Here is a 13,858-nt window from a genome sequence, read left to right as displayed (position 1 = left end):
CGGCTTCAGGCGCGAATGACCCGAATCGCGCGCCCCTGCGGGCTGATCTGGGTCGTGCTCGCGGTGCGTTCGGCGAGCGGTGGCTGTCCCGAACGCCGGTCGAAGAGCACCAGCCAACCGCTGTTCAAACCCAGCCCAGCGAGGTAGCCGTCCAGTTGCCCCAGCCCCTCGGCGAGCGGGTCCGTGGCGCCGTCGCGCCAGACCTTGAGTTCCATGCCCAAGGTGACCCGGCCGTAGCGCAGACACAGATCCATGCGGCCCCTCCCGATCGCGTATTCGCGCTCCAGGGTGCCACCGCCGTCGACCACTCGGTGCAGGAAGGCCATGAGCACCAGATGGGGGGCGATCTCATGATAGGGGGCGCTACAGAGCAAGGGTTCGCCGTGCTGGCGCCAGAAGGCGAGGAAGGCGTCGAGCAAGGCGTCGGGGTTCAGCGTGCCATCCGGATCCAGCCAGGTCGGGGCGATCTGGGGCAGCGAGTCCTGCGGCCCACCGGCGAGGGCACGCGGCAGCACCTCGCGATAGATCGGGTTGGCCACCACGAGTCCGCCCGCGCCGTCGCGGCGCAGCAGCCCCAGGTCGACCAGATACTGACGGTCATCCTCGCTGGCCTCGCCCGGCACGGTACCGGCCAGCATGGGTTCGATGACCCGCCGCACCCGCGGCTCCTGCAATTTGTGGGCAAGCTGATCGAGATGGGTCACGCGCTCGAGGATCATCGCCTCCTGGGCCTGGTCGATCAGCTCCACGGTGATCGGCTGGGTGCGGTCGCGGCCGGCGGGCAGCTCGAAACAGGCGCGGTAGGCCAGCGCATTGACGAGCCAGGGTTGGCCCTGCGTCAGTGCCCAGACGCGCTCGAGCGCTTCCGCCGTGAAGCGCTGTCCGGTCTCTTCGGTATGCTCCAGCAACAGGGTGCGAGTCTCCTCGGCCGTGAAGTCGCCGAGGCGCAGCGACTTGGCCTTGATGTTGAAAGCGCTGCCACCGGTGATGACCGCGCGTTCGGAGCTGGCGTGAATCCGGTAGTCGCGCAGGTCGCGCACCCCGCACAGCACGACGGTCTGCGGAAAGGCCTGGGGGCGCTGCGGATAGCCGGCGCGCAATTGGCGCAGCAGCGAAATCAGGGTGTCGCCGATCAGGGCATCGACCTCGTCGAGGAGCAGCACGGCCGGGCGCGGATCGGCGCCGGACCAGAACTCCAACAGGCGCGCGAGGCGGTCCTCGGGCGCAAAGATCGCTCCCTCTCGGTGCTGCCAGTCATCGGGACGCGCGTCGTTCAGATAGAGCCGGATCGAACGCCCCAGGACGCTACAGATCGCCGCCATGCCGCGGGCGACATCCTCGCGCGCGGTCTGCGCGGCCTCGATGTTGGCATAGACGGCGCGATAGCGTCCGTCCCGATTCAGATGCCCCATCAGCGCCAGCAGGCAGGTGGTCTTGCCGGTCTGGCGCGGGGCATGGAGCAGGAAGTACTTCTTCTGGTCGATCAGGCGAAGCACTTCCTCCAGATCCCAGCGCGACAGCGGCGGCAGGTTGTAGTGGTCGTCCGGTCGCACCGGGCCTTCGGTGTTGAAGAAACGCATGGGTTCTCCTGGCACGGAGTCAGCACGACATCAGCCTAGCACGGCCGGCCGGCACCCGCGCGGCAGCGGCCGGAGGATCGCCAGGTCCAGGCCGCAAAACCCACCTGGGTCGCGTGCCTGCGAGGGCGCCGGGAATCCCGCCAGCGGTCCGCCCATTCCCCGGCACGCACTCCCGGTGTCTATCGAGGTGTTGAGCCCGATCGTTCTCGGGCTTGCCGTTCCGACGCGGCAGGGATGATCAGGACAGGATCTCGAAGGCGAGCTGGCGGTGTCCCTGCTGGATCCGATAGGTGGCGAAGTCGCTGCGGTCGATCGTGAAGACCTTGCGGAAACGGAGCGTTTCGGCCAGCACGACCAGGGAGGCGTCCGCCAAGTCCATCGGGTGATCCGCATAGCGCCCCATCAAGGCAAAGGCGCGGGTCAGCGTGCGATCGTCCAGGTAGCGGACCTCGAGTCCGCGCGCCGCGACGAAGTCCATCAGGCGCCGCGCGCCGATGCTGGCTGGGCTCAGTAGATGAAAGGCCTCGGTCAGTACCGGAACCGTGGTGCACAGCGGCTCGGTGACTTTGGCCAATATCTCCTTGCAGTGGGTGTGACTGCCGTCGGCGGGATCGAACAAGGCCACCAGGGGACCCGTGTCGGTCAGGATCACCGCTGGTGCTTCCGGCGGATCGCCTCCCGGACGGCGTGTTTGGCCTCGCTCGCCGGAGCGATCGCGTAACCGCCCTCACCGAGATCGAGCTCGGAGTAAATGTCGTAGGGGGTGCGCCTGGTCTGCTTCATGGCCTCGCTCTCGTAGGCGCTCAAACCCCGCTTCAGGACCTCGGAGATCGAGAGTCCGGTCAGATTGCGCAGGCGTTCCAATGTCTTCTCGGCTTCCTCGTCGAGACGGACTGTTCTCGTTCCCATGACGGCACTCCGGTCGCAGGTGAATACGTAAAGTAATACAGGGGTACCGGCCAGGCAACGAGGGATCGCCGACTCGTTCCCACACTCTGTGTAGCAGCGAGACTCGGCCGCGGGGTAGGAGCCCGCTTGCGGGCGATTGGGCGAGCGAACGGCGGTGGGCGGCCCGCGGTCGACCGCGCTGCCCCGCTTAGGCCACCACCTCCTCGGCGGGGCCAGCGGCGGGGGCGAGGGCCTCGTGGAGGACGGCTTCGAGGAGTCGGGCGCGGGTGGCGTCGGCCTGCGCGAGCGCGGCCTCCAGCCGGTCGCAGGCCGTAGGGCGGGAAAGCGAAGCGCATCCCGCCGCGCACGATGCCACGAAGCGCAGCGCATCCTGCCGCTCGCGATGCCACGATGTCACGGTCGCGCATCCCGACATCCTCTGCGGCGCCCTCACGGCCGATGAAGAGAGCTCGTCGCGTTACGATCCCGGCCGGTTCCCCATGCGGCGCCTGGCTGCGCGAGCGTCGCCATCAGAGGTTGGCGACCCGTCGAAGGCGGGACGTCGCTTCGTTGACATGATAAATATGGTATAGATAATCGCCTGATGTGGGCGATTTTCGAGCACAAGCGCACGGTGCGGCAGTTGAAGAAGCTGCCGGTCGAGATCCTCAAGCGCTACGAGAAATGGAAAGACATCGTGTCGATCTCGGGGCCGGCGGGGCTGCGAATGATCCGCGGCTTCAACGACGAGGCCCTGAGCGGGGATTGGCAGGGGCATCGATCGTCCCGGTTGAACGAGCAATATCGGGTCATCTACCGGATCGAGCGCGACCAGGTGTATATCGAGGTTGTGAGCGTGACCGCTCACGATGACCGGAGGAAGTGAGATGAGCGACTATCGTCGAGCCGAACGCCTGGTCGAGGTGTCTCCTGGAGAATCTGTGCGGGTCCTTCGTGAGCTTCAAGGGCTGAGTCAGAACCAACTGGCGGCCCTATCGGGAATCCCGCAGTCGACGATCTCCGCAATCGAGCATGACCGCGTCCGATTGGGTGTCGAGCGTGCCAAGCAACTTGCCCGAGCGCTGAAGTGTCATCCTGCCGTGTTGGTCTTCCCTGGTTGGGATCTCGAGCAGGAGTCGGCCGCGTAAGAAGGTGTTTTCGCGTGGACGGCCCGGTGCCCTCACCAGACATGCGAGGCGGGCCTCGTCGCTCAGCAGGCCGCCGCGTCTGCGACGGGCTCGGCGGCGGGGGCGAGGGCCTCGTGGAGCAGGGCTTCGAGGAGGCGGGCGCGGGTGGCGTCGGCCCGCGCGAGGGCGGCCTCCAGCCGGTCCAGCAGTGCCATCAGTTCCCCCACCTTCGCCACGATCCGCTGCTGTTCGGCGAGGGGCGCGAGGGGGAAGGGGGAGCTTGTGAAATAGTCGGTCGGCACGCGCTTCTGGCCTGCCGTGCCGGTCATCCAGGGGTTGCGCAGGGCCGTGGGCGCGACGAGGTCGACGGGGCGGCCGAGCCGTAGGTCGGGTTAGCCCCTCGGGGCGGAACCCGACGGCCGGCGACGCGGCGCCCGCCAAGGCCGCTGTCGGGTTACGGCGCGTGTAAAGCTCATCTTCGAAGCGACCGCCGTACCGGCGCGCCTAACCCGACCTACGCGCTCAGCCATAGATCGACTCTGCTCCTCGCAGGATCGAGCGCCGGCGGATGTCGTTGCGGCTGTTTTCGAGCGCGCGGCGCTCGATCAGACCCACCGGCCGCGGCAACAACTGCTCCAGATCCTGCTCGAGGCCGAGGATGCGTCGCAGTGGCGACGACGCGCCCCCGTCATCCTCGAACTCGACCAGGAAGTCTGCATCGCTGCTGTCGGGGTCGAAGTCACTCCCACGCGCGGCCGAGCCGAAGAGGTCCAGACGCCGCACGCGGTAACGGCGGCAGAGGGCCGCGATCTCGGGTGCCTTTTGCGCAATGCTCGGGTGCATGGTTCGTTTCGAACGGATCGGGTGGGGCCGGGTCCAGTCGTGGGTGGGGTTATCGCAGCAGGGCCTCGGACAGGATCGCCTTCAGCTCGTCGCGAATGGCTACCACCTCCGCCTCGGCGCTGTTCAACTCCGTCAAAAGCGTCTCGGGGTCGCCGTGGTCCTCGGCCACCGTGTGGGGGTTCTTGATGTCGAGGTTGTAGCCGCGGGCCTTGACCTCGGAGGCCGTCACTTTCCAGGCGCGCTCGCCCTCCTCCCGCCCCTCGCGCCGTGGCCCGCCCCACCAGGCGGCGCAGTCGGCGAGATGCGCGAGCCGGATCGGCCGGGTCATCGAATAGGCCTTCTGTCCCTCGGGCACCCGGTGTTCCCAGAACCAGATGTCCTGCGTCGGCGCGCCCTTCTCGAAGAAGAGCAGGTTCGTGCCGATCGAGGCATAGGGCCGGAAGACGGAGTTCGGCAGGCGCACGATGGTGTGCAGGTTGCACTCTGCCATCAGGTGCTCCTTGAGGCGCGTCTTGACGCCCTCGCCGAACAGCGAGCCGTCAGGCAGGACCACCGCCGCCCGGCCGCCGGGTTTCAGCAGGCGGACGATCAGCGCGAGGAAGAGGTCGGCGGTCTCCCGGGTGCGAAAATGCTGGGGGAAGTTCGACTCGATGCCGTCCTCCTCGCGCCCGCCGAAGGGCGGGTTGGTCAGCACCATGCCCACCCGCTCGTCCTTGCCCCAGGAGATGCAGGGGCGCGCAAGCGTGTCGTCGTGGCGCAGGAACGAGGGATCCTCGATCCCGTGCAGCAGCATGTTGGTGACGGCGAGCATGTGCGGGAGCTGTTTCTTCTCCACCGCGCGAAGGCTCGACTGCATACTGGCCTCGTCCTCGGGGCGTTTCACGGCGTGCTCGCGCATGTGGCAGACGGCGCAGGTCAGGAAGCCGCCGGTGCCGCAGGCGGGGTCGAACAGGATCTCGCCCGGTTGCGGGTCGATCATCTGGACCATGACGTAGACCTTCCTGCGCGGCCCGCCGGTCGGCGGCGGCAGGTCCGCCTAGTCGACGCCCGGTCGGCCGACGATGGTCTCGTCGTCACTGGGCGCCTCGGGCAGCGGCAGGCCGTCTTCGTCGGTCGGCGGGACGTCGGGCGGGTCGATGGGCTGACCCTCCTGCGGCGCGCAGATCTGCACCGGCTCGCCGTCGAAGTCCGGGTCGGCGAAGTGGCTCGTCGCACCGCGGCGGTCGATTGACTTTCGGGACGATTGATAAGGCTCAGGTGTTGTTCATGGACGGCCTATTTCCACACCAATTATGTTAACCTGTCGCGCTTCTCCGCCCGCGAGCGTTGCGCGCCGTCATCGACCGGGCCTTCCATCTTCGGACATCCGCGGCTCGTCATGGAGCAGTCTCTCACAGATCCGATCCCCGACCTGCCGGGCGGGCGCATCCTGATGGCCAGCAGCGAGGCCCACCCGCTGGTCAAGACCGGCGGGCTCGGCGATGTCGCGGCGAGCCTGCCGGCTGCGCTGCGCGAACTCGGTCAGGATGCGCGGCTGATCATCCCAGCCTATCCGGCGGCCGTGAAAGGGCTCTTGGAGACGCGGGTCCTGTGCGAGCTCGAGATCCCCGGTGTCCGTCCGCCGGTGCGCCTGCTCGGCGGCCGGCATCCGGATCATCCGATCCCCGTCTATCTGGTCGAGGCGCCGGATTATTTCAGCCGCGAAGGCAACCCCTACATCGATGTCAGCGGCCGTGACTGGGGCGACAACCCGGAGCGTTTCCTGCTGTTCTGCCGAGCGATCGCGCGCATCGCGCTGGGCGTACCGGAACTCGACTGGCGGCCGGACGTCGTCCACTGCAACGACTGGCAGACGGGCCTCGCGCCGGTGCTGCTCGCCGATGAGCCGAATCGGCCGGCACTGGTCTTCACGATACACAACCTCGCGTACCAGGGGCTGTTCGACCGCTCCGCGTTCGACCGCCTCAAGCTCCCGACGCGGCTCTGGTCGCTCTCCGGGCTCGAGTTCCATCAGCGGATGTCCTTCATCAAGGGCGGCCTGATCTTCGCCGATCGCGTCAACACCGTGAGCCCGACCTATGCCGAAGAGGTCAAGACGCCGCGTTTCGGCTGTGGATTCGATGGGCTCCTGCGCCAGCTCGGGTCGCGGTTCACGGGGATCCTGAATGGGATCGATTACCGAGTGTGGGATCCGGTCACGGATCTGCGCATCGCCCGCAACTTTGGCCCGGACAGCCTCGACGGCAAGGCCGCGAACAAGGTCGCGCTGCAAGCCGAGTTCGGACTGCCGCCGAAGGAACAGGCGATCGTGCTGGGCTATATCGGACGGCTCGTCGAGCAGAAGGGCGTCGATCTGATCCTGGCGGTCCTGCCGCGACTCATGGCCCAGCCGGACGTCCAACTGATCATGCAGGGCAGCGGCGATGCCCAGCTCGAACAGGCGATCATCGAGGCCGCCCGCGCCTATCCGGGGCAGATCGGCGTCTACATCGGCTATGACGAACACCGCGCCCACCGGATCGAGGCCGGCAGCGACGCCTTCCTGATGCCGTCGCGTTTCGAGCCGTGCGGCTTGAATCAGATGTACAGCCTGCGCTACGGGACCGTGCCCATCGTGCACCGCACCGGGGGGCTGGCCGACACCATCGTCAACGCGACGCCGGAACGCTTGGCCGAGGGCTTGGCGACCGGTTTCGTGTTCGACCAGTCGAACGCCGACAGCCTGTGGCACGCGATCCGCTTCGCGCTGCGGATCCATCGCGACCAACCGGAGCAATGGCAGGCCCTCGCGCTCGCGGGCATGAGGCAAGATCTAAGCTGGGAGCACAGCGCCCGCCGCTATGTAGAGCTCTATGCAGCGGCGCGCGCCGATCGCACACGACCCTTGGTCTCGGTACAAGAACCAACGGCGCGCTCGTAGGTCGGGAAAGCGCAGCGCATCCCGACATCAGCGCTCGTTGATCGGGTTAGCCGCGTCGGGTCTGTTGAGGAACGAACCGCACCAACCCCGGGCATGCCTTCTCGCGACCGCACGCGGTTCGCCAGCTCACCACCGCGCTCACACTCAGGGCTGGCAGCTCGCCATCGACGGTAGCACTCAGGCCGCCTGCGCCGGGATCGCATCCCCGGTGCGCAGCACGCGGTTGTGTTCGTCGAGGTAAACCAAGGAGGGCTTGAAGACATTGGCCTCGGCCTCGGTCATCGCGGCATAAGCGCAGATGATCACGCGATCGCCGGGCGAGGCCTTGTGCGCGGCGGCGCCGTTGACCGAGATCACGCGCGAACCGGCGGCGGCGCGAATCGCGTAGGTCGTGAAGCGCTCGCCATTGGCGACATTGTAGATCTGGATCTGCTCGTACTCGCGGATGCCCGCCTGTCGAAGCAGGTCCTCGTCGATCGCGCAAGACCCCTCGTAATCGAGTTCCGCATGCGTGACGCAAGCACGATGCAGCTTGCATTTGAGCAACGTCAGTTGCATGAACACCACCTCCGAATCGATCGCCGGCCCCCGCCCGGGCGCACCCAGCGGGACTCAAAAGCGCGGATTATCACAGAAATGGGCGCCGCGCGCCGCAAAAAAATGCTGCAACGCAGCATTTCATCAGGAGCCGTGCCAGACCCCCTCGACCCGTCAATCGAGACCACCCCGCCGGACGCGGTAGTTATCGATCAGCCGAGTCCCCCCGACGAAGGCCGCGGCCAGGATCACCAGATCGCGATCCTCTCCACTCGCCTCGGCCAGGTCCTCGGCGCGGCGCACCGCGAAATAGTCCGGCTTGAAGCCGGCTGCGCGCAAGGCGGCCAGGCCGCCTCGCTCGACCTCATGCGGGGGGTCGCCATCGAGCAGCGCGTCGGCGCCGCGCCGCAGGGCCTGGTACAGGGCCGGCGCCAAGGCCCGCTCGTCAGCGGTCAGATAGCCGTTGCGCGAACTCATCGCCAATCCGTCCGGCTCGCGCACGGTCGCGACCCCGATGATCTCGATCGGCAGGCTCAAGTCCTCGGTCATGCGCCCGATGACCAGGAGCTGCTGAAAATCCTTCTCGCCGAACAGCGCGACGTCCGGCTGGACCATGTTGAACAGCTTGCAGACGACGGTCGCGACGCCGACGAAGTGGCCCGGCCGGCTCGCGCCGCACAAGGTATCGGACAGGCCCGGGACCTCGACCCGCGTCTGCTCGGCGAGCCCGCGCGGATAGACGGCCGCGGCACTGGGCACGAAGAGGAGATCGGCCCCGAGCTGCGCCAAGGCCTGACGGTCCTGCTCGAGGGTCCGCGGATAGGTCGCAAGGTCTTCGCGCGGCCCGAACTGCATCGGATTGACGAAGATGCTGACCAGCACCCGCTGCGCATTGGCGCGTGCGGCACGCACGAGCGCCAGATGGCCCTCGTGCAGGTTGCCCATCGTCGGCACGAAGGCGAGGCGTTCTCCAGCGGCGCGCCAGCGCGCGACCTGCCGACGCAGCGCGCCGATCTCATCGATGACCAACATCGTCTCGTTCACCATTGGGTCTGCTCCGCGGCCGGGAAGGCCCGCGTCTTGACCGCCTGCACATAGGCCGCGAGCGCCGCCGGGACCCCATCCTGCCCAACCAGGAAGTCGCGGCTGAAACGTGGCGGCGTGCCCGGATTCAGGCCGAGCATGTCATACAGGACCAACACCTGGCCGTCCGTCTCGACCCCAGCGCCGATGCCGATGACCGGGATCTCGAGCATCAGGCTGATCTCCTGGGCCAGGGCCGCTGGCACGCATTCCAGTACCAGCAGGCCCGCGCCGGCCTCCTGAAGCGCCAGCGCATCATGACGGATCGCATCGGCGGAAGTGTGGTCACGACCCTGGTAGCGGTAGCCGCCGAGCCGATGGATCGATTGCGGCAGCAGCCCCAGGTGGCCGCACACGGGGACGCCCTGGGAGACCAGCCGCCGCACCGTCTCGAGCACCGCCGCACCGCCCTCGAGCTTGACCATCTGGGCGCCGCCCTGCTGCATCAACTGGCCCGCGGCCGCGAGTGCGCGTTCCGGCGTCGCGTAGGACAGAAAGGGCATGTCCGCGATCAGCAGCGCCCGACGGCGGCCGCGCGCGACGCAGGCGGAATGGTAGGCCAGCTGCTCGACCGTCACCGGCAGTGTCGTATCGTGCCCTTGCAGGACCATGCCGAGCGAATCCCCGACCAGCAGCACCTCGACGCCGGCCCGTTCGAGCAGCCGCGCGAAGGCCGCGTCATAACAGGTCAGGCAGACGATGGGTTCGCGGCGCGCCTTCATCGCGGCCAGGGTCGTGATGCTGATCGGGGCCAAAGCCATGGTCATTCCTCGTCGGACGGCGGTGGTCAGCAACAGGATAGTGGCCGAGCGGCCCGGGTGCCAACCGCAGCGGCCGGGGAGTCGAGCGGGCGCACACCCTCGGTCGAGACGGCGCGCAGCAGATCGCCGAGCCGGCCCTGCCCGGGGATCGACAGATCGCGCGGCGCGATATCGGCCAGCGGGATCAGCACGAAGGCTCGGTGGCGGATCTCCGGGTGCGGTACCTCGAGCCCCGGGAGCGCGACGCACGCCTGGTCGTAGAGCAGTAGATCCAGATCGAGCGTGCGCGGCCCCCAGCGCCGCCCGTCGCGGACACGCCCATGCCAAGCCTCGATCGTCTGGAGCCGATCGAGCAGATCGAGCGGCGCGCGCGGCGTCCAGAGCGCGATCACGGCATTGACATAGTCCGGCTGATCGACCGGGCCGACCGGTGTCGTCGCATAGAGCCGCGAACAGGCCAGCAGCCGCTCGGGTCCGGGCCCGGCCAGTGTCGCGATGGCCCGTTCCACCTGATCGCGCGGCTCGGCGAGATTGCTGCCCAAGCCGATATAGGCCGTCGCCATCGACTCAGGCCCCGTCGCCGGCGGCATCGACGGTCGGCGCCTTGCGCCGTCGCCGCCGCGACCGGCGGCGCTTGCTGGGGCCGCTCGTCATCTGGGTCCGGCCGTCCTCGTCGACCCCCTGGAAGCGCGTCCACCAGTCGGCCAACGCCGGATCCGCCTCGCCGGCCTCGGCCCGCAGCAGCAGAAAGTCGTAGGCGGCACGAAAGCGCGGGTGGGTCATCAGCCGATGCGGCCGCTTGCCGTCGCGCTGTTCGAAGCGCGGCTGCAAGGACCAGATCTCGCGCATCGGCAGCCCGAAGCGCTTCGGCACCGCGACCAGCGAGCGCGTCCCGGCACCGACCTCGTCGATCGCGAGCAGCATCGCCTCGCTGGCCGCGAGGCCCTTGTCCAGCAACGTCTGGAACCGCTTGCGCACCGGCTCCCAAAGCAGGATCGCGAACAGGAAGGCCGGTGTGACCGGCTTGACCTCCTGGATCCGCCGATCCGTGTTGGCCAGGCCGCGCGCGACGAAGGTCAACGGGAAGGCCTGCTCCTCGCGCGCGAGCGCCGCCTCGGTCGCCGGCAGCAGGTGCGCGAAGAGCCCGTAATGGCGCAGCTTCTCGAAGGCATCGAGACTCGTGCCGGCCAGAAACAGCTTCAAAAGCTCCTCGAACAGCCGCGCCACGGGGATGTCCCCAAGCAGGTGGGGAAGATCGAACAGCGGCTGCTCGCACGCGGGATCGATCGAAAAGCCGAGCTTGCACGCGAAGCGCACCGCGCGCAGCATCCGCACCGGGTCCTCGCGGTAGCGCCGCTCCGGGTCGCCGCCGATCAGCCGCAGACGGCCCGCCCGCAGGTCTTCGAGCCCCCCGGCGTAGTCGATGACCGAGAAGTCGGCGATGTTGTAGTAGAGGGCGTTGACCGTGAAGTCGCGGCGCAGCGCGTCCTCCTCGATCGTGCCGTAGACGTTGTCGCGGATGATCCGGCCGTTCTCGATCAGATGGCCGTCGTCATCCTCGTCGACCTGACCGCCGCGAAAGGTCGCGACCTCGATGATCTCGCCGCCGAAATGCACGTGCGCGAGGCGAAAGCGCCGACCGATCAATCGGCAGTTGCGAAACACCTGCCGCACCTCTTCGGGCCGCGCGTCGGTCGCGACGTCGAAGTCCTTCGGCTCGCGCCCGAGCAATAGGTCGCGCACGCCGCCGCCGACCAGATGGGCCTGAAAACCGGCTTGCTTGAGCCGATACAGCACCTTGAGCGCGCTCGCGCTGATATTGGCCCGCGACAGCTGGTGCTCCGAGCGCGGAACGATCAGCGGCGGGTTGGACGAGAAAGGGATGGGTGTCTGGTCTTGATCCGGCATGGCGTTATCGATGGGAATCCTGGTGCCGGCACAGTCGGACGGGTGGCAGGGCCTATCCCTGCGGCCGAGGCGAAGGCCCCGATGGGTCCTTCGAAAAGGGCTGAGCGACTTGTTAAAAGCCGGCGTCCCAGTATAATACTCGCTTTCCGGTTTCCAATCTGCTCCCTTCGTCTAGTGGTTAGGACGCTGGCCTCTCACGCCGGTAACAGGGGTTCGAATCCCCTAGGGAGCGCCAAACACAAAAAGGGCTTGCGCCAACGCGCAAGCCCTTTTTTCGTCGTGGCACTCGACCGCCTGATCTCGGGCGGATTGAGCAGCTCGTCTTCGAGCATCGACAAACCCGGCAGGATGCGTTCCATGACCTCAATGGCTGTTGAAATAGAAAGTTACGCGATCGATCCGGCATCAGGCCGAGGGCTTCAGAAGCTGCTCGAGCGCGGCCTCGAAAAATGCCCGGTCGAAATCCGGGCGGGATGGATCCTCGGCGTGCGGTAGCGCAATCCACGGAAGACCGGGGTCACGATGATGCACTGCGTGCCGGTTGGCGTGCAGGATCCCGGCCGAGGCCCACGCGGGCAACCTCAGGTTCAAGGTTCGCCTCGGCACCCCAACCGGCCGATGGTGGTAGATGTTATCCATGAAGGAGACCAGGACGGCGCGGCCGAGCAGTGCCGCCAGCAGCATCCAGGCATCGGCGCCGTAGAGCCAGAATCCCGCGCCGAAGAGCACCAGGATCAGCAGGCTATCGAGGCGAAAGCGCGCAAGGCCAGCCGGCGCCAGCAGCGTGCGGTCGAGGCGCTCGAGATGCTCGCCCGCGCGATCCGCATAGCGGCTGACGGCCTGGCGGGCGACCCACCGAAGGGCGCGCCGCGGCAGCCAGACCGCCACCAGCGTCGCGACCTCGGCGAGGTAGAGGCCACCCATGATCCGCGCATAGTGAAAGGACACGGCGACGAACCGCGGCCGCGACGCACCGGTGCGCGTATCCGGCAGGACATAGGCCCGATGATGCTCGATGTGGCCGAAGCGCAGCACATGGAAGGGGGCACCGAAGGCGATCGCGAGCACGCGGCCGAACGCGTCGTTCGTGCGGCGCGACGGATGCAGCGAGTGGTGAATCGCCTCATGGATCAAGACCCACAGCGTCGGTGTCGTGACGACGAACAAGGCGAGCAACAGACCCCAGGCCGGGTTCGTTGCCACGAGCCATGGCAACAGCAGGACCGAGCCCAGCCCGATCCCGATCAGCAAGCCGGCCAACCCCAGATTCAGCCGGACCGGGATGCCTCGGTTCGCGAGCCTCGCGGCCTGTTTCGTCGTCATCGCCATGCCTCAATCCGCCAGGGCTGCGTGCCTCGAATGACTCCGGATGGCGTTGGCGCGGAAATGGCCGATACACGGCTTTCGAGGCACAAAAAAAGGGCCAAAGGCCCTTTCTTCGATGGCTACGGGATTCCGTCGAAACCCCGTCGCTGTGCGTTTGGAGCGGGAAACGAGACTCGAACTCGCGACCCCAACCTTGGCAAGGTTGTGCTCTACCAACTGAGCTATTCCCGCTGGGTGAAGCGGATATTCTAGTGCTTCGCGATCCGCTGTCAAGCCTCATCTGGCGATGCGGCACCGTCTTCCGCACGCCGGCCGGTCGGCGGCTCGCCCGGTGCGCTGAGAATCGGCCAGGCGGCCCGCAAGTAGACGAGCATCGACCAGAGCGTCAAGGCCGCCGCGATGTACAACAGCACCATCCCGATCGAATGGGTCGGGACCCCGCCGATCGAGTCGCGCAGCAGCAACAGCGTGATGGCGACCATCTGGGCAGTGGTCTTGAACTTGCCGATCAAGGACACGGCGACCTTGGCCCGTTCGCCGATCTCGGCCATCCATTCCCGAACGGCCGACACGGTGATCTCGCGACCGATGATGATGGCCGCCGCGATCGCCAGGGCTGGTGTCGGCTCCGCTTGGACGAGCAGGACCAGCGCGATGGCCACCATCAGCTTGTCGGCCACCGGATCCAGGAAGGCCCCGAGTGCCGAGGTCTGGCCCAATTTGCGAGCCAGATACCCATCGAGCAGGTCGGTCAGGGCCGCGACCGCAAACACCAGCGCGCTGGCGATGGCCGCCCACTCGGCCGGCCAATAGAAGACCACGACGAGCACGGGGATCAGCCCGATGCGCGCCAATGTCAGGATATTGGGCGTATTCCACATGTGC

18 protein-coding genes and 2 tRNA genes are annotated in these 13,858 nt (G+C 67.3%); 4 read left to right on the top strand and 16 right to left on the bottom strand.

Features of this window, described 5'->3' with window-relative positions; all coding sequences use genetic code 11:
* Positions 1 to 5: 5 nt before the first annotated feature.
* The 4 genes from ABC977_RS04125 to ABC977_RS04110 form a co-directional block, all read right to left on the bottom strand.
* Positions 6 to 1,580, bottom strand: coding sequence for an AAA-like domain-containing protein (locus tag ABC977_RS04125; RefSeq protein WP_369665966.1), 1,575 nt, complete (start codon positions 1,578 to 1,580; stop codon positions 6 to 8).
* A gap of 238 nt (positions 1,581 to 1,818) precedes the next feature.
* Positions 1,819 to 2,232 (bottom strand): type II toxin-antitoxin system VapC family toxin, encoded by a 414-nt coding sequence (locus ABC977_RS04120; RefSeq protein ID WP_369665965.1) that lies wholly within the window; start codon positions 2,230 to 2,232, stop codon positions 1,819 to 1,821.
* On the bottom strand, positions 2,229 to 2,489 hold the full coding sequence (locus ABC977_RS04115) for a ribbon-helix-helix domain-containing protein (RefSeq protein ID WP_369665964.1): 261 nt from the start codon (positions 2,487 to 2,489) through the stop codon (positions 2,229 to 2,231). The genes ABC977_RS04120 and ABC977_RS04115 overlap by 4 nt, the downstream gene beginning before the upstream one ends.
* A 187-nt stretch (positions 2,490 to 2,676) precedes the next feature.
* Positions 2,677 to 2,886 (bottom strand): hypothetical protein, encoded by a 210-nt coding sequence (locus ABC977_RS04110; protein WP_369665963.1) that lies wholly within the window; start codon positions 2,884 to 2,886, stop codon positions 2,677 to 2,679.
* A gap of 186 nt (positions 2,887 to 3,072) precedes the next feature.
* On the opposite strand from ABC977_RS04110, the gene ABC977_RS04105 reads away from it, so the two are divergent.
* Together ABC977_RS04105 and ABC977_RS04100 are read left to right on the top strand one after the other, a co-directional pair.
* Positions 3,073 to 3,354, top strand: coding sequence for a type II toxin-antitoxin system RelE/ParE family toxin (locus tag ABC977_RS04105; RefSeq protein WP_369665962.1), 282 nt, complete (start codon positions 3,073 to 3,075; stop codon positions 3,352 to 3,354).
* A 1-nt stretch (position 3,355) separates the two neighbouring features.
* Positions 3,356 to 3,616 (top strand): helix-turn-helix domain-containing protein, encoded by a 261-nt coding sequence (locus ABC977_RS04100; RefSeq protein WP_369665961.1) that lies wholly within the window; start codon positions 3,356 to 3,358, stop codon positions 3,614 to 3,616.
* A 62-nt stretch (positions 3,617 to 3,678) separates the two neighbouring features.
* Here ABC977_RS04100 and ABC977_RS04095 read toward each other — a convergent pair whose 3' ends face one another.
* The 4 genes from ABC977_RS04095 to ABC977_RS04080 form a co-directional block, all read right to left on the bottom strand.
* Positions 3,679 to 3,924 carry a restriction endonuclease subunit S domain-containing protein gene (locus tag ABC977_RS04095; RefSeq protein WP_369665960.1) on the bottom strand — a complete coding sequence of 82 codons (246 nt, stop codon included), beginning with the start codon at positions 3,922 to 3,924 and terminating at the stop codon, positions 3,679 to 3,681.
* Between the two features lie 193 nt (positions 3,925 to 4,117).
* Positions 4,118 to 4,438 carry a nucleotidyltransferase family protein gene (locus ABC977_RS04090; RefSeq protein WP_369665959.1) on the bottom strand — a complete coding sequence of 107 codons (321 nt, stop codon included), beginning with the start codon at positions 4,436 to 4,438 and terminating at the stop codon, positions 4,118 to 4,120.
* Positions 4,439 to 4,487: 49 nt separating this feature from the next.
* Positions 4,488 to 5,468, bottom strand: a complete 981-nt coding sequence (locus tag ABC977_RS04085) for an HsdM family class I SAM-dependent methyltransferase (protein ID WP_369665997.1) — start codon at positions 5,466 to 5,468, stop codon at positions 4,488 to 4,490.
* A 6-nt stretch (positions 5,469 to 5,474) separates the two neighbouring features.
* Positions 5,475 to 5,609, bottom strand: a complete 135-nt coding sequence (locus ABC977_RS04080) for a hypothetical protein (protein ID WP_369665958.1) — start codon at positions 5,607 to 5,609, stop codon at positions 5,475 to 5,477.
* Positions 5,610 to 5,816: 207 nt separating this feature from the next.
* Here ABC977_RS04080 and glgA point away from each other — a divergent pair, with 207 nt between their 5' ends.
* Positions 5,817 to 7,358 (top strand): glycogen synthase GlgA, encoded by a 1,542-nt coding sequence (glgA, locus tag ABC977_RS04075; protein ID WP_369665957.1) that lies wholly within the window; start codon positions 5,817 to 5,819, stop codon positions 7,356 to 7,358.
* A gap of 177 nt (positions 7,359 to 7,535) precedes the next feature.
* On the opposite strand, the gene panD is transcribed toward glgA, so the two are convergent.
* The 5 genes from panD to pcnB all read right to left on the bottom strand — a co-directional run bounded on the left by panD (position 7,536) and on the right by pcnB (position 11,647).
* Positions 7,536 to 7,916 carry an aspartate 1-decarboxylase gene (panD, locus tag ABC977_RS04070; protein WP_369665956.1) on the bottom strand — a complete coding sequence of 127 codons (381 nt, stop codon included), beginning with the start codon at positions 7,914 to 7,916 and terminating at the stop codon, positions 7,536 to 7,538.
* A gap of 153 nt (positions 7,917 to 8,069) precedes the next feature.
* Positions 8,070 to 8,942 (bottom strand): pantoate--beta-alanine ligase, encoded by an 873-nt coding sequence (gene panC / locus ABC977_RS04065; protein WP_439849152.1) that lies wholly within the window; start codon positions 8,940 to 8,942, stop codon positions 8,070 to 8,072.
* On the bottom strand, positions 8,936 to 9,739 hold the full coding sequence (gene panB, locus ABC977_RS04060) for a 3-methyl-2-oxobutanoate hydroxymethyltransferase (protein ID WP_369665955.1): 804 nt from the start codon (positions 9,737 to 9,739) through the stop codon (positions 8,936 to 8,938). Before panB ends, panC begins: the two co-directional genes overlap by 7 nt.
* 26 nt (positions 9,740 to 9,765) lie before the next feature.
* On the bottom strand, positions 9,766 to 10,302 hold the full coding sequence (gene folK / locus ABC977_RS04055) for a 2-amino-4-hydroxy-6-hydroxymethyldihydropteridine diphosphokinase (protein ID WP_369665954.1): 537 nt from the start codon (positions 10,300 to 10,302) through the stop codon (positions 9,766 to 9,768).
* A 4-nt stretch (positions 10,303 to 10,306) separates the two neighbouring features.
* Entirely contained in the window at positions 10,307 to 11,647 is a 1,341-nt protein-coding gene (gene pcnB / locus ABC977_RS04050) for a polynucleotide adenylyltransferase PcnB (protein ID WP_369665953.1), read from the bottom strand.
* A gap of 160 nt (positions 11,648 to 11,807) precedes the next feature.
* On the opposite strand from pcnB, the gene ABC977_RS04045 reads away from it, so the two are divergent.
* Positions 11,808 to 11,882: transfer RNA gene (locus tag ABC977_RS04045), tRNA-Glu, on the top strand.
* 170 nt (positions 11,883 to 12,052) lie between these two features.
* On the opposite strand, the gene ABC977_RS04040 is transcribed toward ABC977_RS04045, so the two are convergent.
* The 3 genes from ABC977_RS04040 to pgsA all read right to left on the bottom strand — a co-directional run bounded on the left by ABC977_RS04040 (position 12,053) and on the right by pgsA (position 13,854).
* Positions 12,053 to 12,970 (bottom strand): fatty acid desaturase family protein, encoded by a 918-nt coding sequence (locus ABC977_RS04040; protein WP_369665952.1) that lies wholly within the window; start codon positions 12,968 to 12,970, stop codon positions 12,053 to 12,055.
* Positions 12,971 to 13,128: 158 nt separating this feature from the next.
* Positions 13,129 to 13,204: transfer RNA gene (locus ABC977_RS04035), tRNA-Gly, on the bottom strand.
* A gap of 38 nt (positions 13,205 to 13,242) precedes the next feature.
* Positions 13,243 to 13,854, bottom strand: a complete 612-nt coding sequence (gene pgsA, locus ABC977_RS04030) for a CDP-diacylglycerol--glycerol-3-phosphate 3-phosphatidyltransferase (protein ID WP_369665951.1) — start codon at positions 13,852 to 13,854, stop codon at positions 13,243 to 13,245.
* Between the last annotated feature and the right edge of the window lie 4 nt (positions 13,855 to 13,858).

Source organism: Thioalkalicoccus limnaeus (genome assembly GCF_041197575.1).
Lineage (GTDB): Bacteria > Pseudomonadota > Gammaproteobacteria > Chromatiales > Chromatiaceae > Thioalkalicoccus > Thioalkalicoccus limnaeus.
The sequence above is the reverse complement of the archived record's forward strand: the minus strand, read 5'-3'. Positions and strand labels throughout refer to the sequence as shown.

Bases quoted from the DNA above. Each gene is read 5' to 3' on its own strand.
- ABC977_RS04125 (WP_369665966.1), bottom strand. From the start codon at position 1,580: ATGCGTTTCTTCAACACCGAAGGCCCGGTGCGACCGGACGACCACTAC.
- ABC977_RS04115 (WP_369665964.1), bottom strand. From the start codon at position 2,489: ATGGGAACGAGAACAGTCCGTCTCGACGAGGAAGCCGAGAAGACATTG.
- ABC977_RS04105 (WP_369665962.1), top strand. From the start codon at position 3,073: ATGTGGGCGATTTTCGAGCACAAGCGCACGGTGCGGCAGTTGAAGAAG.
- ABC977_RS04100 (WP_369665961.1), top strand. From the start codon at position 3,356: ATGAGCGACTATCGTCGAGCCGAACGCCTGGTCGAGGTGTCTCCTGGA.
- ABC977_RS04095 (WP_369665960.1), bottom strand. From the start codon at position 3,924: ATGACCGGCACGGCAGGCCAGAAGCGCGTGCCGACCGACTATTTCACA.
- ABC977_RS04090 (WP_369665959.1), bottom strand. From the start codon at position 4,438: ATGCACCCGAGCATTGCGCAAAAGGCACCCGAGATCGCGGCCCTCTGC.
- glgA (WP_369665957.1), top strand. From the start codon at position 5,817: ATGGAGCAGTCTCTCACAGATCCGATCCCCGACCTGCCGGGCGGGCGC.
- panD (WP_369665956.1), bottom strand. From the start codon at position 7,916: ATGCAACTGACGTTGCTCAAATGCAAGCTGCATCGTGCTTGCGTCACG.
- panC (WP_439849152.1), bottom strand. From the start codon at position 8,942: ATGGTGAACGAGACGATGTTGGTCATCGATGAGATCGGCGCGCTGCGT.
- panB (WP_369665955.1), bottom strand. From the start codon at position 9,739: ATGGCTTTGGCCCCGATCAGCATCACGACCCTGGCCGCGATGAAGGCG.
- folK (WP_369665954.1), bottom strand. From the start codon at position 10,302: ATGGCGACGGCCTATATCGGCTTGGGCAGCAATCTCGCCGAGCCGCGC.
- pcnB (WP_369665953.1), bottom strand. From the start codon at position 11,647: ATGCCGGATCAAGACCAGACACCCATCCCTTTCTCGTCCAACCCGCCG.
- ABC977_RS04040 (WP_369665952.1), bottom strand. From the start codon at position 12,970: ATGACGACGAAACAGGCCGCGAGGCTCGCGAACCGAGGCATCCCGGTC.
- pgsA (WP_369665951.1), bottom strand. From the start codon at position 13,854: ATGTGGAATACGCCCAATATCCTGACATTGGCGCGCATCGGGCTGATC.